This is a genomic window from Amycolatopsis sp. PSD-21 (assembly GCF_055561455.1).
On record NZ_CM145712.1, the window covers coordinates 6,075,204 to 6,094,728 of the forward strand.

Annotated in this window: 20 protein-coding genes; 7 read left to right on the top strand and 13 right to left on the bottom strand. The window is 70.1% G+C overall.

Annotated elements, in window-relative coordinates; all coding sequences use genetic code 11:
* Window positions 1-41: 41 nt before the first annotated feature.
* The gene (locus tag ACZ1DY_RS28380; RefSeq protein ID WP_465481440.1) at window positions 42-1,625 is read left to right on the top strand and encodes a phytoene desaturase family protein; all 1,584 of its coding nucleotides are present in this window, start codon (window positions 42-44) and stop codon (window positions 1,623-1,625) included.
* Window positions 1,626-1,635: 10 nt separating this feature from the next.
* Complete coding sequence (locus ACZ1DY_RS28385) at window positions 1,636-2,694, top strand: NAD-dependent epimerase/dehydratase family protein (protein ID WP_465481441.1); 1,059 nt, start codon at window positions 1,636-1,638, stop codon at window positions 2,692-2,694.
* Here ACZ1DY_RS28385 and ACZ1DY_RS28390 read toward each other — a convergent pair.
* The 6 genes from ACZ1DY_RS28390 to ACZ1DY_RS28415 form a co-directional block, all read right to left on the bottom strand.
* Complete coding sequence (locus ACZ1DY_RS28390; RefSeq protein WP_257485663.1) at window positions 2,679-3,134, bottom strand: SRPBCC family protein; 456 nt, start codon at window positions 3,132-3,134, stop codon at window positions 2,679-2,681. The genes ACZ1DY_RS28385 and ACZ1DY_RS28390 overlap by 16 nt on opposite strands.
* Window positions 3,135-3,231: 97 nt before the next feature.
* Window positions 3,232-3,630, bottom strand: coding sequence for a hypothetical protein (locus ACZ1DY_RS28395; RefSeq protein ID WP_126737055.1), 399 nt, complete (start codon window positions 3,628-3,630; stop codon window positions 3,232-3,234).
* Between the two features lie 20 nt (window positions 3,631-3,650).
* Entirely contained in the window at window positions 3,651-6,650 is a 3,000-nt protein-coding gene (locus ACZ1DY_RS28400; RefSeq protein WP_465481442.1) for a WXG100 family type VII secretion target, read from the bottom strand.
* On the bottom strand, window positions 6,650-6,961 hold the full coding sequence (locus tag ACZ1DY_RS28405; protein ID WP_126737057.1) for a hypothetical protein: 312 nt from the start codon (window positions 6,959-6,961) through the stop codon (window positions 6,650-6,652). The genes ACZ1DY_RS28400 and ACZ1DY_RS28405 overlap by 1 nt, the downstream gene beginning before the upstream one ends.
* Before the next feature lie 5 nt (window positions 6,962-6,966).
* The gene (locus ACZ1DY_RS28410) at window positions 6,967-7,230 is read right to left on the bottom strand and encodes an acyl carrier protein (RefSeq protein WP_185927382.1); all 264 of its coding nucleotides are present in this window, start codon (window positions 7,228-7,230) and stop codon (window positions 6,967-6,969) included.
* Window positions 7,223-8,872: a fatty acyl-AMP ligase gene (locus ACZ1DY_RS28415; protein WP_465481443.1), complete on the bottom strand. Its 1,650-nt coding sequence runs from the start codon at window positions 8,870-8,872 to the stop codon at window positions 7,223-7,225. Before ACZ1DY_RS28415 ends, ACZ1DY_RS28410 begins: the two co-directional genes overlap by 8 nt.
* A gap of 209 nt (window positions 8,873-9,081) precedes the next feature.
* Between ACZ1DY_RS28415 and ACZ1DY_RS28420 the strand changes: the two genes are divergently transcribed.
* Complete coding sequence (locus ACZ1DY_RS28420) at window positions 9,082-10,206, top strand: S1 family peptidase (RefSeq protein WP_457953012.1); 1,125 nt, start codon at window positions 9,082-9,084, stop codon at window positions 10,204-10,206.
* A gap of 54 nt (window positions 10,207-10,260) precedes the next feature.
* Here the strand turns inward: ACZ1DY_RS28420 and ACZ1DY_RS28425 are convergent, their stop codons facing one another.
* Genes ACZ1DY_RS28425 through ACZ1DY_RS28440 form a run of 4 tightly spaced genes read right to left on the bottom strand, consistent with a single transcriptional unit; the run spans window position 10,261 to window position 13,500 of the window.
* Complete coding sequence (locus ACZ1DY_RS28425) at window positions 10,261-11,322, bottom strand: ArsO family NAD(P)H-dependent flavin-containing monooxygenase (RefSeq protein ID WP_257485659.1); 1,062 nt, start codon at window positions 11,320-11,322, stop codon at window positions 10,261-10,263.
* Window positions 11,319-12,398 carry an ACR3 family arsenite efflux transporter gene (arsB, locus tag ACZ1DY_RS28430; protein WP_306856011.1) on the bottom strand — a complete coding sequence of 360 codons (1,080 nt, stop codon included), beginning with the start codon at window positions 12,396-12,398 and terminating at the stop codon, window positions 11,319-11,321. Before arsB ends, ACZ1DY_RS28425 begins: the two co-directional genes overlap by 4 nt.
* Before the next feature lie 31 nt (window positions 12,399-12,429).
* Window positions 12,430-12,834, bottom strand: coding sequence for an arsenate-mycothiol transferase ArsC (locus ACZ1DY_RS28435; RefSeq protein ID WP_126737062.1), 405 nt, complete (start codon window positions 12,832-12,834; stop codon window positions 12,430-12,432).
* Window positions 12,835-12,858: 24 nt separating this feature from the next.
* Window positions 12,859-13,500 carry an arsenate-mycothiol transferase ArsC gene (locus ACZ1DY_RS28440; RefSeq protein ID WP_465481444.1) on the bottom strand — a complete coding sequence of 214 codons (642 nt, stop codon included), beginning with the start codon at window positions 13,498-13,500 and terminating at the stop codon, window positions 12,859-12,861.
* A 97-nt stretch (window positions 13,501-13,597) separates the two neighbouring features.
* On the opposite strand from ACZ1DY_RS28440, the gene ACZ1DY_RS28445 reads away from it, so the two are divergent.
* Complete coding sequence (locus tag ACZ1DY_RS28445; RefSeq protein ID WP_185927384.1) at window positions 13,598-13,996, top strand: ArsR/SmtB family transcription factor; 399 nt, start codon at window positions 13,598-13,600, stop codon at window positions 13,994-13,996.
* Here the strand turns inward: ACZ1DY_RS28445 and ACZ1DY_RS28450 are convergent.
* Window positions 13,986-14,816, bottom strand: coding sequence for a helix-turn-helix transcriptional regulator (locus ACZ1DY_RS28450; protein WP_465481445.1), 831 nt, complete (start codon window positions 14,814-14,816; stop codon window positions 13,986-13,988). The two genes, ACZ1DY_RS28445 and ACZ1DY_RS28450, sit on opposite strands and share 11 nt — an antisense overlap.
* A 117-nt stretch (window positions 14,817-14,933) precedes the next feature.
* On the opposite strand from ACZ1DY_RS28450, the gene ACZ1DY_RS28455 reads away from it, so the two are divergent.
* Window positions 14,934-15,992: an aldo/keto reductase gene (locus ACZ1DY_RS28455; RefSeq protein ID WP_465481446.1), complete on the top strand. Its 1,059-nt coding sequence runs from the start codon at window positions 14,934-14,936 to the stop codon at window positions 15,990-15,992.
* Window positions 15,993-16,159: 167 nt separating this feature from the next.
* On the opposite strand, the gene ACZ1DY_RS28460 is transcribed toward ACZ1DY_RS28455, so the two are convergent.
* A complete protein-coding gene (locus ACZ1DY_RS28460; protein WP_126737064.1) occupies window positions 16,160-16,786 on the bottom strand; it encodes a response regulator in 627 nt (208 codons plus the stop codon).
* Window positions 16,783-17,952 (bottom strand): sensor histidine kinase, encoded by a 1,170-nt coding sequence (locus ACZ1DY_RS28465; protein WP_257485655.1) that lies wholly within the window; start codon window positions 17,950-17,952, stop codon window positions 16,783-16,785. The genes ACZ1DY_RS28460 and ACZ1DY_RS28465 overlap by 4 nt, the downstream gene beginning before the upstream one ends.
* Window positions 17,953-18,137: 185 nt before the next feature.
* Between ACZ1DY_RS28465 and ACZ1DY_RS28470 the strand changes: the two genes are divergently transcribed.
* Both ACZ1DY_RS28470 and ACZ1DY_RS28475 read left to right on the top strand, forming a co-directional pair.
* On the top strand, window positions 18,138-18,683 hold the full coding sequence (locus ACZ1DY_RS28470; protein ID WP_465481447.1) for a GlcG/HbpS family heme-binding protein: 546 nt from the start codon (window positions 18,138-18,140) through the stop codon (window positions 18,681-18,683).
* A 146-nt stretch (window positions 18,684-18,829) separates the two neighbouring features.
* Window positions 18,830-19,405: an ankyrin repeat domain-containing protein gene (locus tag ACZ1DY_RS28475; RefSeq protein WP_257485653.1), complete on the top strand. Its 576-nt coding sequence runs from the start codon at window positions 18,830-18,832 to the stop codon at window positions 19,403-19,405.
* Window positions 19,406-19,525: the final 120 nt, after the last annotated feature.

Here is a 19,525-nt window from a genome sequence, read left to right on the forward strand (position 1 = left end):
CTACGGGGATTGAATCCGCCCGTCCGGGGTATGCCCTGACCATGGAAGTCGACGCCGTGGTGATCGGATCGGGGCCGAACGGCCTGGTCGCGGCCAATCTCCTGGCCGACGCCGGCTGGGAGACGCTGGTGATCGAGGCCACGGCCGCGCCCGGGGGCGCGGTACGGACCGAGGAACTCACCGCGCCGGGTTTCCGCAACGACGTCTACAGCGCCTTCTATCCGCTCGGCGCGGCGTCGCCGGTACTCGCCGGGCTGAACCTCGAGGACCACGGCCTTCGGTGGCGGCACGCGCCGGCGGTGCTGGCGCATGTGCTGCCCGACGACCGGTACGTCCTGCAGTCCCGCGACCTCGACCGCACGGCTCGTTCCGTTGCGGAGTTCGACGCGCGGGACGCGGACAGCCTGCGGGCCGAGCACGCGAACTGGCAGCGTCTGCGCGAACCGCTGCTCGACGCGATCGTGCGCCCCTTTCCGCCGGTGCGGTCGGGGACGCGGCTGTTCAAGACACTCGGCACGGCGGAATCGCTCCGGCTGGCGAGGATGCTGACCCTGACCGCCCGCGGCCTCGGCAAGGAGAAGTTCCACGGCGAGGGCGCCCGTCTGCTGCTCGCGGGCAACGCCATGCACACCGACCTCGGCCCCGACCAGGCCGGGAGCGGTGTCTTCGGCTGGCTGCTGACCATGCTCGGCCAGGACGTCGGATTCCCGGTGCCGGAAGGCGGGGCGGGCCGTCTGACCGACGCGCTGGTGAACCGCCTGTCCGCCAAGGGCGGCGAGGTCGTCTGCGGTACGCCGGTCACCGAAGTCACGGTCTCGGACGGCCGGGCGGTGGGTGTACGGGACGCGGACGGACGATCGGTCCGTGCCCGCAAGGCCGTGCTCGCCGACGTCCCCGCTCCGGTGCTCTACCGGGATCTGGTCGGCGCCGCGCACCTTCCCGCGCGGCTGGTGTCCGATCTGGACCGGTTCGTCTGGGACGACGCCACGATCAAAGTGGACTGGGCGCTGTCCTCGCCCATTCCGTGGAGCGCCGCCGAAGTCGGCGAAGCGGGTACCGTCCACATCGGAGCGGACCTCGACGGCCTCGCCGGAATCGCCAACGATCTCGCTTGCGGACGGGTGCCCCACGATCCCTTCCTGCTGCTCGGGCAGATGACCACCGCGGATCCGACCCGCTCCCCCGCCGGGACCGAATCGGCCTGGGCCTACACGCATGTGCCGAGGGGCGAGTCCTGGTCCGCTTCCCGGTTGCGCCGGTACGCGGACCTGATGGAGGAGGTCATCGAGAAGCACGCGCCTGGTTTCCGCGGCCTGATCGCCGGCCGCGCGATCGCCGGGCCCGCCGAACTCGAGGAAGGGAACCACAGCCTGGTGGAAGGTTCGATCAACGCCGGGACCGCGGCCATCCAGCAGCAGCTCTTCTTCCGGCCCGTCCCCGGTCTCGGCCGGGCGGACACGCCGATCGACCGGCTCTTCCTGGCGTCCGCGTCGGCGCATCCCGGCGGCGCGGTGCACGGCGCGCCCGGCTCGAACGCCGCCAGGGCGGCGCTGACCAGGGACGGCTGGGCCGGTTCCGTCTATCGCGCGACGGTGCGTGCCGCGCACCGCGCCGTCTACCGATGAGGACTCGCGGATGAAGATCGTCGTCACCGGGGCGAGCGGCAATATCGGGACCGCGTTGCTCCGGGCACTGGCCGGAGAGGATCACGACGTGCTCGGAGTGGCACGCCGCCACCCCGACACGTCCGCCGCGCCCTACTCGTCGGCCAGCTGGGTCCAGCAGGACATCGGCGCGAACGACGCCTGGCCACGGCTGACCGAAATCTTCGGCGGCGCGGACGCCGTGGTGCATCTCGCGTGGGCGATCCATCCGCGTGCCGACGATCCGGCCATGCGCCGGACCAACCTGGCGGGCAGCGCGAACGTCCTGCGCGCGGCCGCCGACGCCGGCGTGAAGCACATCGTGTGCGCGTCGTCTGTCGCCGCCTACACCCCGGCGGACCGCTGGGCCGAGGTGGACGAGGAGTGGCCCTGCGGCGGTCTCCCCGAAAGCGCCTACAGCGCGGGAAAAGCGGCTTTCGAGTCCAAATTGGACGAATTCTGCCGTGATCACCCCGAGATCGGGGTGGCGCGGATCCGGCCGTGCGGTGTCGTGCAGCCGGACGCCGCGGCCGAGTTCTCGGGGTGGCTGCTCAGCCCGCTCGCGCCGCCGTTGCCGCTCGGCGGCAAATGGCTGCCGGTGCCGTTGTGGCCGGGGCTGCGGATGCAGGTCGTGCACTCCGACGATGTGGCACAGGCGATCCGGGCGATCCTCGACCGCCGCGCGACCGGTGCGTTCAACCTCGCCGGCGAACCCGTCCTCGACAGCCGCGACCTCGCCGGACTGGCAGGCGGGTTCAGGATTCCCGTACCGCTGCGGCTGCTGACCGGGCTGGCCTGGCCGAGCTGGCGGCTCGGCCTGCAACCACTGCATCCGTCCTGGCTGCGGCTCGCCGATCGGGCGTCCCTTGTGGACACCCGGCGCGCGCGGGAGGAACTCGGCTGGCGGCCCCGCCACGACGCGGCGACCACGATCAAGGAACTGCTCGCCGCCATCCGCGCCGGGCGACGGGGAGACAGCCGCCCGCTCGACCCGCCGCGCGATCGGATCCGGCTCGGGCGGCCGAGCCACCAGGATCAAGCCGGCGGCTGAGCGGCTTCGCGGCCCTTCGCGAGATCCGCGAGACGTCGCAGGGATTCCCGGTTCCGCGGCACCAGGAAGAGCGCCTGCGCGGCCTCCGGCAGCAGACGTCCCGGCCCGCGGGTCGCCTGCTCGGACATCAGGATCTCCGTGGTCCCCGGCGCGGTTTCCCGCAGTTCCAACCGGATCCGCGCGGTGCCGAAGGGCCAGGCCCGCGCGTCGAGTTCGAGCAGCCTCGGCGGGTCGGCGACGTGCACCTTGGTGACGTCGTCGAGCAGGAGTGGCCACGACCCGACACAGTGGTGGATCCGCGTCCCCCGCGCCGGCCAGCCCGCGTCGACGTCACGGATGTGGGAGGCCCCCACGACCCACGCCGCGTACGTCCAGCCATCCGCGAGCACCTCGAACACACGCTCGGGAGAAGCGTCTACCGTCATCTTCACGTCGACCATGAACCCATCCGCCCTGGATAACCGGCCGGCTCGTTCCGGCTCGCCTCACCGCCCCGGATACCCCGGGGCGGCAAGGGCAAACCCGTGCCGATGGCGTTCAGTCGCGCCAGCGGTTGTTGAGGAACGCGTCGTCCTCGTCGTCCGCCGGTGCCGGGCGGGTGCGGGGAGCGCGCCGGGGCGTGTCCCGCCCCGGGCGGGCAGGCGGCTCCGAAGCGAACGGAGCCGCCATGTCCACGGGCTCGTCTTCGAACGGCGACGCCGCCCCCGGCCGCGCGTGCGACCGGTCGGTGCTCCAGCCCGACTTCGTCTTGCGCTGCCCCAGCTCCCGCCGGTGCTCGACGTACCGCTGGGCGGTCGCGACCTGTTTGGTCATGAACTCCTGCGAGCTCGCCTTGATCTCGTCGGCGCGCTTGTCCCGCAGCGCCCGGCGCTCCGACTGCTCGCGGACCAGGCCGTCCAGGGTCGCCTTCATGGCGGCGGTGTCATCGGCGCTCATCTGTTCTCCCCTGACCCGGCTCACCGCTTGCGGGTGACCGACTGATCCTCGTCGTCCAGCAGCGAACCGGTGATGCGGCCGGTGGGTTCGTTGATCTGGTCGAACACCTCGCCCTCGATCCGGTACGCGCGGTTGGTCCGTTCCTGGTCTCCGCCCTGGCCGCCCCCTCCGCCGGCACCCATGCCCATCGGCGGCATCGCGCCGCCGCCGAACGACTGACCCGACGGGCTGCCCATCGGAGCCGACGGGGCACCCGCGGCCACGGGCTGCGGCTGCTGGGTCCCACCGCCGCCGGTGTGCACGCCTTCGCTGAGCGATTGGCCCGTCGCGGGGCTCGCGGTCTCGAAGGGCATCGACGGCGCACTACCGCCGCCGCCTCCGAAACCACCACCGCCACCGCCTCCGATGTCACCGGCGCGGATCCCGTCGGGGACGGTCCCACCGCCACCGTGGTGCGGGGTGAACTCCGGTTTGGAGTCGGGCTGCGCCGTCCCGGTGACGGGGGTCGCTGGATGTGCCGCCTTGTCCGTGGAGGGCTTGTCGGTGGAGGGCTTGTCCTCGCCGAGGGTGTACGTCGTCGGCTTGCCGGTGCCGTCGTCGACGGTGACGACCGTCGGCCCGGAGGGACCGTCGGGCCGTTCGGCGGTGATCTTCACATCGCCGTCCTGGATGTGGATCTTGCCGTCCGGACCGGGACGGTGGACACCGTCCTTGTCCGGCTTCCCGTCGTCCTGGCCTGGGGTCGAGCCCAGCTTGGACTCGTCGCCGTCGCCGGTCCAGTCGAGCTTGAAGTCCTTGGCGGGCCCGGAACCGTCCCCGACCTTGATCTCCATCTCGCCGTCTTCGTCCGGCTCGGTCATCTCGAAGGTCGTGTCGCCCTGCTTGACCTTGAGGGTCTCGCGTTCGCCGTCCTCGGCCTTGCCGCCGTCCTCACCGGGCTTGTCACCGGTCAGCTTGTCTTCGTCGGACAGCTCGTCGTCGAGCTTGTCCAAGGCGTCCGACGCCTTCTTCTTCGCCTCGTCGGCGGACTTCTCGCCGTCCTTCGAGTCGCCGTCCTTGCCTTCGGTGTCGCCCATGCCGCCGGGGGCGTCGCCCAGCTTGTTCAGCGCGTCGGAAGCCTGCTTCTTCGCCTCCTCACCGGCCTTCTCGGCCGCCGCCTTGGCTTCGGCCGCAGCGTCGGTGTTGCCACCGCCACCGGGGCTCGAACCGCCCGGCCCGGAGCCGCCGGAACCACCGAGGTCGGCACCGGCCGGACCGTCGCCCAGCTTGCCCAGCGCCTCGGACGCCTGCTTCTTCGCGTTCTCGGCCGCCGCGGCGGCCTGCTTCTTCGCCTCTTCGGCCGCGGCCTTCTGCTCGTCGCCGTTCGACGGCGGCGGGGTCACGCCCGAGGGCGACGTCTGATCCTTGTTCGCGTCCGGACCGCCGCCGGAACCACCCGGAGCCCCGGAGCCGCTCTCGGGAATCTTCACGTCCGGGACCGGCGGGGGTTTGACGTCGCCCGTCGGACCGGTACCGCTCCCGTCGGGACCGGAACCACCGCCACCGGGGCCGCTGCCGGAGCCGCCCTCGGGGCCGCCGCCGCCCGGACCGCCGCCGGTGCCGCCGGTGAAGTCTGGACCCTGACCCGCGCCTGGTCCGCCGCCCGTGCCACCGGTGAAGTCCGGGCCCTTGCCCGAACCGCCCGGCCCACCGCCAGGTCCACCGGTTCCCGAGCCTTCAGGACCACCACCGGGGCCACCGCCCGGTCCGCCCTGGCCACCGGTGAAGTCCGGCCCCTGACCGCCTGGCCCGCCGCCCGTGCCGCCGGGGCCACCGCCCGTGCCACCAGGGCCGCCACCCGTGCCACCGGCTCCACCGGCGCCCGCGCCTTCGAACTCGTTCTTGACCTTGCCCATGACCTTGTCGAGCTCGTCGTAGGCCTGGTTGACGAAATCCTTGGTTTCCTTGCAGGACTTGGCGAATCCCTCGTAGATGATGGTCCACATCTCGGGGATGAACTGGTTCTGGATCCACTGCTTGGCGAGGTTCTGGCCCGCCTTCTTGAACTCGTCGTCGTCGCAGCAGCCGTCGTTGTTCAGCTGCTGGACCAGATTGGAGCCGAAGTTGACGTCCATCCAGCCCGCGATCGCGCCGAGGTCCTCCTTGCCGCTCTTCTCGCCGGCGGCGATGGCGATGACCTTCTGCGCCATCGTGAAGTCCGCCTTGCCGACGATCTCCTTGTAGAGGTCGACGACCGTGTCGGCCTTGCCCTTGCACAGCTTGAAGACCGTGGCGGTGGTGTGCAGCGTCGCTTCGCTCGCGTTGTCCAGTGTCTGCGAAAGTTTCTTGGCCTTGGGGAGGATCTTCTCGTTGTAGTTGGCCGACGAGGCGTCGGCGGCCTTCCCGGTCCAGGTGCCGTACAGCGTGGTCAGCTGGGAACCGGTGTCGTCGATGGCCTTCTGCACGGTCTTCGCACCGGTCTTGAAGTGAGCGGCGTCGTCGACGAAGTTCTTGAAACTGATCCCGCGCTGCTCGTCGAACGGCTTCTGGATGTCCTTGTCGAAATCGAGCGCGCGAGAAGCTCCACGGCAGTCTTCCGGAACCTTCGCCAGCAGCGAGCCGAAGGTCTGGAAGACCTTGAGCGCGGGCGCGGCGGCGTCGAAGATCTCGTCCGACGTCTTGGTCCCGGCGCCCTCGGCGGTGGGTTCCTTCACGCCGTCGAGCTTCTTGTTGCCTTCGTCGACGGCCTTCGTCTCTTCGTTCTGGTTGAAGCTGGCCTGATCTCCGGCCTTCTTCGCCTCGTCGTAGACCTTGCCGACGTCGTCGGACGCCAGGAACGGGATGGCGTTGTAGGACGCCGCGTATTTCTCGGCTTCCTCGCGCTTGCGCTTGATGTCCTCCGGCTCCTGGTCCGCCGACCACGGCGGAGGCGCCGGATGCGTCCGCATCCACGAGCCGATGAGCTTGGTCTTCTGCTCGGCGGGGACGGCCGGGTCGTCGAGGACGGCCTTGACGTCGGTCCAGGTGGTTTCGGTGGCCACTAGCGCATCCCCGTCTCGGTGATCTTGTTCTTCTGCTCGTCCTCGTTGGTGCCGTAGGCGGTGGCGGCGGTACCGAGGTTCGTGCCGAACGAGCCGAGCGTGGTGCTGTACCCCTGGACCGACGCCCACAACGCCGCCACGCCGTCGGTGTACTTCTTCGCGTGGTCGCCGTGCGCCTGGCCGAAGCCCGCCGCGTTCACCGGGGTGTTCGACAGATCCGGATTGTCTTCGAGCAGCTGTTCCGTCAGCTTTCCGATGTTCTTCGACGCCGATGAAAGCGCATCGGTCGCCGCGGTGAAGCCCCCGCTCATTCTTTTCAGCGCCTTTCGTCGGATCCGTCGGCCTTGACGCCGAGTGCCTCTGCGAGCACCTCGGCCACCGACCCGATGTCGGTGAACCGGTCCAGCTGGTCCAGATCGATCCTCACGTCGTGGTAGATCTCCAGCGCCGACAGGAGTCTTATCCGTCCCTTGGAGTCGATACCCAGCTCTTCGAGCGGCGCGTCGGACTCGATTTCGGCGGGATCAAGCCGAAAAGTCTCACTGACGACCTTCACGACCTCCGCGCGGTGATCACCCACGGGGCCGACTATAACGCGCCCTCGCCGCGGATCGCGCGACCTTGCCACTGGAAGTGCGCGGAAGGTCACCGGAGGGAACCAGACGTACCGATCTCAGCGTCAGATCATGTTCCCTGGAAACGGCGCGCAATACCACTCTCGTCACTTCTTTGACATCCGCCTCGGCGTTTTTTGCCCATTCGGCTACCAACATCGCCCCTTCTCCCCTTTCGTCCGTGACACCGAATGCGGCGACGCGGTCGCGGCGGATCGCCGGATGCGCCTCACCCGCCACCGCCTCGATGTCCTGCGGGTGGAAGTTGCGGCCGTCGATGACGATGAGGTCCTTGAGCCTGCCGGTGATGTAGAGATCGCCGCGGTGGACCACGCCGAGGTCACCGGTGCGCAGCCAGCCGGTGACGCCGTCGAGTTCGCCGCCGAACGCGGCGGCGTCGCCACGGCCCCAGTACCCCGCCGCGACGTTCGGCCCGTGGATCCAGATCTCCCCGGCGAGGCCGTCGGGCTGCGCCACCCCGTCCCGGACGATCCGGACCCGCTGGCCGAGCGGCCGGCCGACCGAGACGAGTTCCTGACCTTCCGGCACCTCGATCGCATGGCCCTGCGCGAGGGCTTCGCGGTCGAACACCGCGCTACGCGGTCCTTCCGCGTCCGCGCTCGCGACGTACACGGTGGCCTCGGCCAGGCCGTAGGACGGACGGTGGGCGTCGGCACGGAATCCGCGCGGGCCGAAGGTCTCCCGGAAGCGCGCGACCGTGTCCGGCCGCACCGGCTCGGCGCCGTTCAGCGCGATCCGGACGTCGGAGAGGTCGAGGTCGTCCCCCGCTTCTCCGGCCGCTTCGACGGCCAGGTCGAAGGCGAAATTCGGCGCGGCGGTGAACACGGCCGGGTGATCCGCGAGCTGACGGAGCCAGCGCGCCGGACGGTGCACGAATTCGGCGGGCGACATGAACACCGATCGCGCCCCCGCGTGGACCGGCAGGCACAGCAGCTGGATCAGGCCCATGTCGTGGAAGAACGGGATCCAGCCGGCACAGGTCGTGCCTTCGTCGACGGCGTAGGCCCGGCTCGCCTGCCAGCAGGCGGCGGCCACCGCCCGGTGCGGGATCACGGCACCGGCGGGTTCGCGGGTCGACCCGGACGTGTACTGCAGATACGCGGGGCTTTCCGGTGCGACGGGGACCGGATCGGCCCCCGGCCCGGACAGTTCGTCGACCACGATCAGGTGGTCCGGCGTGCCCGCTTCGCGGACCTTCGCGGCCGCGGCCGAAGAGGTCAGCCAAACCCGTGCGCCGCTGTCCTCCAGCACACCGGTGAGCCTGGCTCGCTGGGATGGGCTGCCGGGTGCCATCAACGGCACGGCGATGAGCCCGGCGGCGAGCGCTCCGAAGAACGCCAAGGGGTAATTCAGGTCCTGGCCGGTGAGCACGGCCGCACGATCACCCGGCCGTGCGACCTGGCGCAGCGCGCCCGCGACCACTCGCACGCGCGAGACGAACGCCGTCCAGGTGACCGAGCTGTCCACACCGGCGCTGTGGTCCTGGTGCGTGAACAGCGGGCGCGGGTCGGCTTCACGAGCGAACAACCGCTCCACGATCGAGGTGCGCAGCACCTGCTCCGGCACATCCTCCGGCGACGCGGTCATATCCGGCAACGTACTGGAACCCCGGCGAGGGCGCTCGGACGGCCCGAGCCGACTGTCCGTCCTAAGTAGACACTGAATGGTCCGGTCCACCGGAATTCGCTCTTGTGAATTCCGGACAGAAGACCGGACAATCCTCGCCCTTTCGTGGACCAGGGCCGCACACTCGGCGGGCAGTGTGTTTCTTTCCCCCGGCCTTGGAGGACTAGACCATGCGTCGAAGAATCGCCCTGGCAGTCGGCGGCGCCGCCGTCCTGACCGCGAGCCTCACATCCGCCGCTTTCGCTCCCGTCGCACAGGCTTCCCCCGGATTGATCGCCGCCATGCAGCGGGACCTGGGGCTCACCGCCGCGCAGGCCTCCGCCCGGCTCACCCAGGAGATGACCGCGTCGCGGGTGCTGCCCGCCGCCCAGCAGGCCGCCGGTGCGGCGTTCGGCGGCGCCTGGTTCGATCCGGCGCGCGGCAAACTCGTCGTCGGGGTGACCGACCCCGCCGCCGCTCCCGCCGTCCGGCAGGCAGGCGCCGAACCCACCGCGGCCGCGATCAGCGCGGCCCGGCTCGACGCGGCCAAGGCCGAAATCGACAGGTCGGTCGAGACCGAGCCCGCCCCCGCCGCCGTCAGCGGCTGGCGCGCCGACCCGCGCAGCGGCAGCGTCGTGGTCGCGGTGCGGCCGGGCGCGCACGGTTCCGACGTCGACGACTTCCTGGCCAGGGCGAGGAAATCCGGTCCGGTCACGGTGGTCACCGCCCCCAAGGCCGAACCGTTCGCGGCGGGCACCGTCGGCGGCGACCCGTACTACATCAACGGGAACACCCGCTGCTCCATCGGTTTCTCCGTCCACGGCGGTTTCGTCAGCGCGGGCCACTGCGGCGGCACCGGCAGTTCCGTCGTCGGCTGGGACGGCTCGGCGATGGGCAACTTCGCCGGTTCTTCCTTCCCCGGCAACGACTACGCCTTCATCCGGATCGGCAACGGCTGGTGGACCGCGCCGGTCGTCCTCGGCTGGGGCACCGTCAGCGACGCGCTCGTCCGCGGCTCGTGGGTCGCGCCGGTCGGCACCTCGGTGTGCCGGTCCGGTTCGACGACGCACTGGCACTGCGGCACCGTGCTGGGGCACAACGAGACGGTCAACTACTCGCAGGGCGCGGTGCACCAGATGACCCGCACCAACGTCTGCGCGGAACCCGGCGACTCCGGCGGCTCCTTCATCACCGGCGACCAGGCGCAAGGAGTCACTTCCGGCGGCTGGGGCAACTGCGGTTCCGGCGGGGAGACCTGGTTCCAGCCGGTGAACGAGATCCTGCAGAACTACGGTTTGTCGCTCGTCACCGCTTGATGCGCGTGAAGGCCCCCTTCCTTCGGCTGAGCCGAGGGAAGGGGGCCTTCACGCCTACGAGCCGCCGGTCTCCAGCATGGCCTTGATGTCGGCGACCGCGGCCCGCGCGGTCATCCCGACACCGATCAGCGTGGCCGACGCGGGCCCGGTCCAGTCGCCGTAGCCGAGAAGGTGCAGCCGGGGCTCGGCCACCACTCGGGTGCCTTCGGTGGGGATGCGGCCGCGGGTGGTCCGCAGCCGCAGTGACGCGAGATGGCTCAGCGCGGGCCGGAACCCGGTGCACCAGATGACCGCGTCCGCGTGCCGGTGGGTCCCGTCCGTCCACACAGGACCTTCGCTGTCCAGTCTCGTGAACATCGGACGCGGCCGCAGCAGCCCGGCGTCACGGGCCTCCCGGACCGGTGGGACGGCGACGATGTCGCCCAGACCGCCGACTCCGCCGGTGTCGGCCTGCCCGGTTTCGAGGGCTCGGCGGCGCCGGGTGGCGACGTCGAAGAGGGCCTTGCCGTCGACGTGGTCGGGCAGGTAGCGGGGCGGGCGGCGGGTGACCCAGGTCAGGTTCGCCGTGCCCGCGAGGTCGGCGGCGATCTGGGCGCCGGAGTTGCCGCCGCCGACCACCACGACGTCCTGGCCCGCGAACTCCTCCGGATCCCGGTAGTCGACGGTGTGCAGCCGGCGACCGGTGAATCCGCCAGGCATCAACGGCAGGAAGGGCCGCCACCAGGTGCCGGTGGCGCTGATGACAGCCTCGGCGCTCCACTCCCCCGTATCGGTGCTGACCGTGAATCGTCCGCCGTCACGGGACACGTCGCTCACCGGCTCCGAGCGGCGGATCGGGAGTTCGTAGCGCTTCTCGTACGCCGCGAGATACTCGACGACATGGTCGGCGGTCGGATAACCCGGCCCTGGGTAGGGCGGCATCGGCCACCCCGGCAGGGAACTGTGCTGTGCCGGGGAGAACAGCCGCAGCGAGTCCCAGCCGTGGATCCAGGCGCCGCCCGGCCGGGCCTGGGCGTCGAGGATGACGAAGTCCAGCCCGGCACGGCGCAGGTAGTAGCCCGCGGCGAGACCGGCCTGACCCCCGCCGATGACCACCACCCGCACGGCTGCGGTCACTCCGCGGGCGCTTTCGCGGTCCAGCGCTTGCGCAACCAGAGGCTGACGTAGACCAGCGCGACGAGCACCGGTACTTCGATCAGCGGTCCGACGACCCCGGCGAGCGCCTGCCCCGAGGTGACGCCGAAGACGCCGATGGCCACGGCGATCGCGAGTTCGAAGTTGTTGCCCGCCGCGGTGAACGCCAGCGTCGTGGTGCGCTCGTAGGAGAGACCGGACGCCTTGCCCAGCAGGTAGCCGCCGATCCACATGATCGCGAAGTACACCAGCAGCGGCAGCGCGATCCGGGCGACGTCGAGCGGGCGGGAGGTGATGTTGTCGCCCTGCAGGGCGAACAGGATCACGATGGTGAACAGCAGGCCGTAGAGCGCGACGGGGCCGATCTTGGGCAGGAACTCGCCCTCGTACCAGTCGCGGCCCTTGCTCCGCTCCCCGACGCGGCGGGAAAGGTAACCGGCGGCGAGCGGGATCCCGAGGAAGATGATCACGCTGAGCGCGATCTCCCACGGCGAGAAGTCGATGCTCGTGGTGTCCAAGCCCAGCCAGCCGGGCAGCAGATCGAGGTAGAACCAGCCGAGCACACCGAACATGATCACCTGGAAGACGGAGTTCAGCGCGACCAGCACCGCCGCGGCCTCGCGGTCACCGCAGGCGAGATCGTTCCAGATGATCACCATCGCGATGCACCGGGCGAGGCCGACGATGATCAGCCCGGTCCGGTACTCCGGCAGGTCGGGCAGCATCAGCCAGGCGAGCGCGAACATCAGCGCCGGACCGAGAATCCAGTTCAGCACCAGGGAAAGCACCATCGTGCGCTTGTCCTTGGTCACGGTGTCGAGCTTGTCGTAGCGGACCTTCGCCAGCACCGGGTACATCATCAGCAGCAGACCGAGCGCGATCGGCAGCGACACCTGGCCGATCTTCACCGCGTCCAGCACACCCTGCAGACCGGGGATCACACTGCCCAGCAGCAGCCCGGCGCCCATCGCGACGATGATCCAGACCGGCAGGAACCGGTCCAAAAAGGACAGTTTGTGCAGGACGTCGGTGCCGGTCTCTTCGGCGGTTCGGGTCACGGGGCTGGTCTCCAGAGGTCGGAAGCGAGGGTCAGGCGTCGAGGATTTCGGCGACCAGGCCACGGACGCGGCGGTCGATCTCGTCGCGGATCGGGCGGACGGCGTCGACACCCTGGCCCGCGGGATCCTCCAGCGGCCAGTCGAGGTAACGCTTGCCGGGGAACACCGGGCAGGTGTCACCACAGCCCATCGTGATCACCACATCGGACGCTTCGACGTCCTCTGTGGACAGCTTGCTCGGCACCTCGGCGGTGACGTCCAATCCCCACTCCGCGAGCGCCGCGGCGGCGGCCGGGTTCACCTTGTCCGCGGGTTCGGACCCCGCGGACCGGACGGCGATCCGGCCGAGCGAGTAGTGCTGCAGCAACGCGGCGGCCATCTGGGAGCGGCCGGCGTTGTGCACGCACACGAACAGCACCTCGGGCTTGCGGGTCATACCAAGTCCGCCTTTCTGCGGTGATCAGTCGATGAGTTCGTCGAGCAGGTGCCGGACGCGGCGGCCGATGTCGTCCCGGATCCCGCGGACGACCGCCAGCGACTGGCCCATCGGGTCCGCCACGTCCCAGTCCAGGTACCGCTTTCCAGGGTGGACCGGGCACGCGTCCCCGCAGCCCATCGTCACTACGACGTCGGCCGCACGGACGACCTCGTCGGTCAACGGCTTGGGGTAGGCGCCCGCGAGCCGGATGCCCAGCTCCGCCAGCGCCTCGGTGATGACCGGAGGGATCTCCCCGGTGGGCCGCGATCCGGCGGAGCGGACCATCACGTGCCCGAAGGCGTGATGGTCGAGCAGTGCCGCGGCCAGCTGTGAGCGGCCGACGTTGTGCACGCACACGAACAAGACCTGCGGCGCGGTCACCAACGTGAGCCCGCCGACTTTGGCGAGGTCGACCAGCCGCAGCCGGGCGAACCGGGCGGTCAGCGCCGGCAGGTGGACCTTGACGGTCGCCGAGCGATCCAGCAGCCGGTACGTCTCCTCGACGCAGTATTCGACCGTCTCGCGGCCGAACGTGCCACGGAACCGATCGGCCAGCTCGTCGGCGATCCGGTCGAGCTGGTCCAGCGCCGCACGGCCGGGCAAGCCCTCGGTCGCAGGGTTCATCACGTCTCCTCGGTCCGGGCGACCTGGATTGAAGTATCTCGATCCAAATTGAAGAGCTTGGATCGAATTTTGTCAATTCAACGGGTACGCTGGGCTCGTGACGAGCGAGAACGGACGCACCCGGAAGCCGGTCGCGGTGACCCTGCTGATGGCCGAACCCGCGGCGGTCGTCGATCCCGGGGACGCCGAGACGGCCGCGAAGCTGTTCAAGGCGCTGTCGGATCCCGTCCGGATCCGCTTGCTGTCGCTCGTGCGGCACTCCCCCGGCGGCGAGGCGTGTTTCTGCGACCTCGCCGAGGAGTTCGACATGCCCCAGCCCTCGCTCAGCCATCACCTGCGGGTGCTGGTCTCCGCCGGCATCCTCGAGCGGGAGCGGCGTGGCACTTGGAGCTGGTACACCGTCGTCCCCGAGCCGCTCGAAACGCTGGGGAACCTGCTCCGCTCGGGCGGGCCGCTCGCCGACCGCCCCGCGCGGCTCAGCAAGACTAGGTGCTGAACAACCGGTCCAGCGCCGAGCGGCTTTCTTCGGCCATGGCGCGATAGATCACCAGCCGCTGATCCTGATCCTGAAGCGGCGTCAGCACTTCGAAATGCAGATCGAGCACGCCTGCCTCGGGATGCCGCAGCACCTTGCGTCCACGGCCGTTGACCTTGACATCACGTTCAGCCCACAGCCGCGCGAATTCCCCGTCGCTGGTGAATTCGGCGATGAGATCGGCCAAGGCCTGGTCGTCCGGATGCGCGGCCCAGGCGGCGCGCAGATGAGCGATCCCTTCCCGCACCACCCGTTCACGGTCCGCGTAGAACTCGCGCACCTCGGGATGCTTGAGGCACAACCACATCGCATTGCGCTGCGACGGCGGCAACGTGGCGAAGTCCACCAGCAGCCTCGCCATTTCGTCGTTCCAGGCCAGGATGTCGTAGCGGTGGTTCAGCAACATGGCGGGCAACGGCGACAGATCGGCGATCAGCCGGGCCAGCGGCGGCGCCGCGGTGGTGGCGAGTTTCTCGGCGTTGCGGGGTCGCTGACGGGCCAGGTCGAAGAGGTAGACACGTTCGTCGGGGGCCAGGCGCAACGCTCGCGCGAGCGCTTCCACCACCTCCGCCGACGGACGCAGCCCGCGCGCCTGCTCCAGCCGCACGATGTAGTCGATGCTGATCCCGGCCAGTTCGGCGACCTCCTCGCGGCGCAGACCCGGGGTCCGCCGGGACCGGCGGCGTGACGGCAGGCCGAATTCGTCCGGGTCCAGGCGTTCACGCCGGGTCCGCAGGAACGCGGCCAGCTCCTGGGTCGTGTCCACGGTGGGGGTCGTCATGCCCGGTCCAACAGCGAGGGTGGGACCGGTGTTCCCAGGATGTCTTCTCCCTTAACCCCTGCTCGCGGCGGTCGCAGACTCGTCCTCGACAACGGATCACGAGTACAGGAGGACACGATGTCGCTCACCCTCGACACCTATCGGCTGCTGGGCCGGTCCGGGCTGCGGGTGTCCCCGCTGGCCCTGGGCGCGGCGACGTTCGGCACCGAATGGGGCTGGGGCGCCGGGCGGGACGAGGCGCGCGAACTGTTCGACACCTACGTCGAACGCGGCGGCAACTTCATCGACACCGCATCCACCTACACAGACGGCAGCTCCGAGCGGCTGCTGGGCGAATTCGCCCGCGACAACCGCGAAAGCCTCGTGCTGGCGACGAAATACACGACCCTGCGCCGTCCGGGCGACCCGAATTCCGGGGGCGCCCAGCGAAAAAGCCTGTTCGCGTCGGTGGAATCCAGTCTGCGGCGGCTGAACACGGACTACATCGATCTGCTTTACCTGCACGTGTGGGATTTCACGACCCCGGTCGACGAGATCCTGCGCGGGATGGACGATCTGGTCCGGCAGGGCAAGGTTCTGTACGTGGCGATCTCCAACGCGCCGGCCTGGGAGGTTTCGCGGATGCAGGCGATCGCCGACCTGCGCGGCTGGTCGCCACTGGTCGCGCTGCAGATCGAGTACAACCTGATCGAGCGCACCGGGGAACGCGACCTGATCCCCATGGCACGCGAGATGGGGCTGGGAGTGGTCCCCTGGTCACCGCTGGCGGGCGGCGTGCTCACCGGGAAGTACAGCCGGGACGATCTGACCGGGGTGCCGTCCGAGGACGGCACTCGCAAGAACTTCAACTTCGCCTTGGGCACGCTCACCGAACGCAACCTCGCCATCGTGGACGTGGTGAAGGAGGTCGCCGCGGAACTCGGCCGCACCCCCGCCCAGGTCGGTCTCGCCTGGACGCTGCAGAACCCGAACGTGACGGCACCGATCATCGGCGCCCGCACCCCCGCCCAGCTGGAGGACAATCTCGGCGCGCTGGAGGTCGGATTCACCGGCTCGCAACTGGCCCGCCTCGACGAGGCCAGCGCGATCGATCTCGGTTTCCCGCACGAATTGCTGTCCCGCTCCACGACGCTCGCGTTGACGCGCGGCGACATGACCATCGAACCGCGACGCTGACTCGCCGTTCCCCGCAGGGTTGCGCCTTGACGTGCGCTCCGCCGCTGCCGGGGCGTGTCGCGAAAGCCACTTTCGGGACACCAGACGTCGCGAAAGTGGCTTTCGCGACGCTGGGCCCGGCGCCAACGCAACGCAAGTAGCCGGCTGAATGCGACCGGGCAACGCCTTCAGTTGCGGATGATCCTCCGTTCCGTGGCGACGGCGACCGCACCGGCACGGCTGTCGACGCCGAGTTTGTCGTAGATGTGGACCAGGTGTGTCTTCACCGTGGCTTCGGAGATGAACAGCCGCGCGGCGATCTGCCGGTTGATCAACCCCTCCGCCACCAACTGCACGATCTCGGTCTCACGGGGGCTCAATGCGGGGGCGGGAGCCCGCATATGCCCGAAGAGCCGGGCCGCGACCTGAGGTGCCAGCACGGTCTCCCCGCGCGCGGCCGCGTGAATGCCCTTGAAGAGGTCCTCGGGCGGTCCCGCTTTGAGCAGGTAGCCGGTGGCGCCGGCGGCCACCGCCCTGGTGATGTCCAGCTCGGCGTCGTAGGTGGTGAGCACCAGCACCTTCGGCGGCTCCGGCAGAGCGGTCAGGCGTTCGGTGGCGTTCACGCCGTCGGGGCCGTCGCCGAGTTGCAGGTCCATCAGCACGACGTCCGGTTTCTCCGCGGTGGCGAAGAGCACGGCCTCGTCGGCGCCCGCGCATTCACCGATCACCTCGAAGCCGGGCTCGCCTGCCAGCAGGGCGGCGATTCCCGCCCGCACCACCGGATGATCGTCGACGATCAGTACCCGGACGGTCATCGGACCTCCCTGGTGGGCACGGCGACGGCGAGCGCGGTGCCCTCTCCCGGCGCGCTCTCGACGACCATCTCACCACCGAGTTCGGCGAGCCGCTCGCTGATCATCCGCATACCGTTCCCCCGGTCGCCGCTCGCGCGAGTCGACGCCGGGTCGAAGCCGACACCGTCGTCGCGGATGTCGAGGACGACCTTGTCGGCCAGGTAGGTCAGCGTGACGGCGGCCTTCGTCGCCTTGGCGTGCTCGCTGACGTTCGCCAGCGCGCCCTGTGCGACCCGGAGCAGAGCCGCCTCCACCGCGGGCGGCAGTGGATACGGGTCTCCGCTGGTCTCGAAGCGCACCTCGTGCATGGCGGCGAACATGATCTGCTCGGCGAGTTCCTTCAAGGTCTCGGCGAGATCCCCGGCGTCGAGCCGCGGTGACCCGAGGCCTCTGACGAACCGGCGCGCCTCGGCGAGGTTGTCCCCCGCCGCCTCGACGGCGCGGGACACATGGGCTTTCGCCAGCTCCGGGTCCGTGTCCCACGACCGCTCCGCCGCCTGCAGCAGCATCCGCATACTCGAGAGCCCCTGTGCGAGGGAGTCGTGGATCTCCCGCGCCAGCCGCTCCCGTTCCTTCATCATCCCGGCCAGTCGCTGGCTCTGCGCGAGATCGACCCTGGCGCCCAGGAGTGCCTTGACGGCTTCCCCCAGTTTCCTCCGGCCCCGGTCGAGTTGCAGGAAGGTCATCGTGGCCATCAGCGCGACCGCGACGGGCGCGAGGACGAGGCTCGGATCGAACCCACTCGCGATCCTCAGCTGGGCGAGGATGGTCGCGGCGGTCAGCAGGACCACGACCGCGACCATCACCCGCGGGCTCAGCATCTGCAGGCAGACGAAGAACAACGGCACGGCGCACCAGGCGAAACTCGGCGCGGCCACCACCAGCGCGAGCCAGACCGCGATCACCGCCGTCAACCACACCGGACGCCACCGGCCCAGCGTTTCCCAGCTCAGTATCCCCGCCACGTACACCAGCGCGAGCGCGCCGGTGAGCACGAGGATCAACGGTGTGGCACCGCTCAACCCGTGCCCCGCGACGAACCGGGCCACCGACGCGGCGAGCAGCAGGAAGAACCCGGCATGCATCGCGGCGTTCAGCCGGGTGGCCGCGCCGAGGTGCGATTCCATTCGGTCCTCCCTTCGTCGCCGATGATCGTAAGCAGGGAGGCTGGGTGTTCCGCATCAATCGTTCGGTTGATGCCCCCACCGATCACTCGACGCCCGATCGATGTCCACTCTCCCGATTCGCCGCGCCCCGCCGGACGGGAGAGTCGTAGGGGAAGGCAACACCCCCTCACCGCAAAGGAAATCCGATGAACGCCAAGCTCCCCCGCACTCGTCTCATCCTCGGTATGACGGCCGGTCTCGCGACCGTCGCGCTGGCCACCGGTGTGGGCGCGGCGCAGGCACAGGACCGCAAGCCGCAGCCGCCCGCCCAGCAGGCCGTCGTGCAGACCAGCGTGCTCGGCGTCGACGCCGCCACCCGGGCCGCGCAGGCCGCGCTGGACGCCGCCGAGAAGGAGGGCCAGCGGGTCACCGTGGCCGTGGTCGACCGCTCGGGTGACGTGCGCGTGCTGCTCAAGGGCGACGGCGCCGGGCCGCAGACGGAAGAGTCCGCCAAGCGCAAGGCTTTCACCGCGGTCTCCTTCGGACAGCCCACGTCCGCGCTGGCCAAGAACGCCCAGGGTGACGGTCCGACCATCCGCGACATCCCGGGCACGCTCTTCCTCGGCGGCGGGGTGCCGGTCGCCGCGAACGGCGGCCCGATCGCCGGGATCGGTGTCGGCGGGGCGCCCAGCGGTGAGCTCGACGAGCGCTTCGCCACGGCCGGGCTGCGCGCCATCGGGGAACTTCGCTGATGATCGGTGAGCGGGCGATCGTGGCGTTGCTCGCCGCCCTCGTGCTCGGTGCCTGCTCCCCCCAGGCACCGAGCGCACCACCCCGGACGGCTCCGAGCACCGCCCCGCCGCCCGCCTCGTCCCAGCCGCCCCGCCAAGGAGTCCCCGTGAGCCAGCTTTTCGAAGCCGACGTGAACCGCGTCCGGCAGGCCGTCGAGGCGGGCGCCGATCTGGAGACCCGTGACGATCGCGGCCGGACCCCGTTGCTCGTCGCGGTCACCGAGAACCGCGTCGACGTCGCCGAGGTCCTGGTGCGGGCGGGCGCCGACCCGGACGCGCTCGACGGACGGCACGACACGCCGTGGCTGGTCACCGGAGTCACCGGCAGCGTCCCGATGGCGAAGCTGCTGCTGGAGGCCAAACCGGATCTGACCATCACCAATCGCTACGGCGGCGTCTCGCTGATCCCCGCCTCCGAACGCGGGCACGCCGAGTACGTGCGGCTGGTGGCCGGCAGCGGGATCGACGTCGACCACGTGAACGATCTCGGCTGGACCGCGTTGCTGGAAGCGGTCATCCTCGGCGACGGCGGGCCACGTCACCAGGAGGTGGTCCGAGCACTCGCCGCCGCCGGGGCCGACATGAACCTCGCCGACAAACAGGGCGTCTCTCCCCTCGCCCACGCCCGGTCCAAAGGCCAGGCGGCCGTCGTCCGGATCCTCACCGAAGCCGGGGCGCGCTGACCGGTCCCAAGTCCTTCATGGACGCGAGACAACCCTGATCTCCGACCATGAGCCTCCGGCGCCACAACCGGCCCGCCGGGTGTCGGGGATGTGGAAATAGGGACGCGGTATGCCCTGATT

Coding starts and splice junctions, on each gene's coding strand:
- ACZ1DY_RS28380 (WP_465481440.1), top strand. CDS start 42: ATGGAAGTCGACGCCGTGGTGATCGGATCGGGGCCGAACGGCCTGGTC.
- ACZ1DY_RS28385 (WP_465481441.1), top strand. CDS start 1,636: ATGAAGATCGTCGTCACCGGGGCGAGCGGCAATATCGGGACCGCGTTG.
- ACZ1DY_RS28390 (WP_257485663.1), bottom strand. CDS start 3,134: ATGGTCGACGTGAAGATGACGGTAGACGCTTCTCCCGAGCGTGTGTTC.
- ACZ1DY_RS28395 (WP_126737055.1), bottom strand. CDS start 3,630: ATGAGCGCCGATGACACCGCCGCCATGAAGGCGACCCTGGACGGCCTG.
- ACZ1DY_RS28405 (WP_126737057.1), bottom strand. CDS start 6,961: ATGAGCGGGGGCTTCACCGCGGCGACCGATGCGCTTTCATCGGCGTCG.
- ACZ1DY_RS28415 (WP_465481443.1), bottom strand. CDS start 8,872: ATGACCGCGTCGCCGGAGGATGTGCCGGAGCAGGTGCTGCGCACCTCG.
- ACZ1DY_RS28420 (WP_457953012.1), top strand. CDS start 9,082: ATGCGTCGAAGAATCGCCCTGGCAGTCGGCGGCGCCGCCGTCCTGACC.
- ACZ1DY_RS28435 (WP_126737062.1), bottom strand. CDS start 12,834: ATGACCCGCAAGCCCGAGGTGCTGTTCGTGTGCGTGCACAACGCCGGC.
- ACZ1DY_RS28440 (WP_465481444.1), bottom strand. CDS start 13,500: ATGAACCCTGCGACCGAGGGCTTGCCCGGCCGTGCGGCGCTGGACCAG.
- ACZ1DY_RS28450 (WP_465481445.1), bottom strand. CDS start 14,816: ATGACGACCCCCACCGTGGACACGACCCAGGAGCTGGCCGCGTTCCTG.
- ACZ1DY_RS28455 (WP_465481446.1), top strand. CDS start 14,934: ATGTCGCTCACCCTCGACACCTATCGGCTGCTGGGCCGGTCCGGGCTG.
- ACZ1DY_RS28460 (WP_126737064.1), bottom strand. CDS start 16,786: ATGACCGTCCGGGTACTGATCGTCGACGATCATCCGGTGGTGCGGGCG.
- ACZ1DY_RS28465 (WP_257485655.1), bottom strand. CDS start 17,952: ATGGAATCGCACCTCGGCGCGGCCACCCGGCTGAACGCCGCGATGCAT.
- ACZ1DY_RS28470 (WP_465481447.1), top strand. CDS start 18,138: ATGAACGCCAAGCTCCCCCGCACTCGTCTCATCCTCGGTATGACGGCC.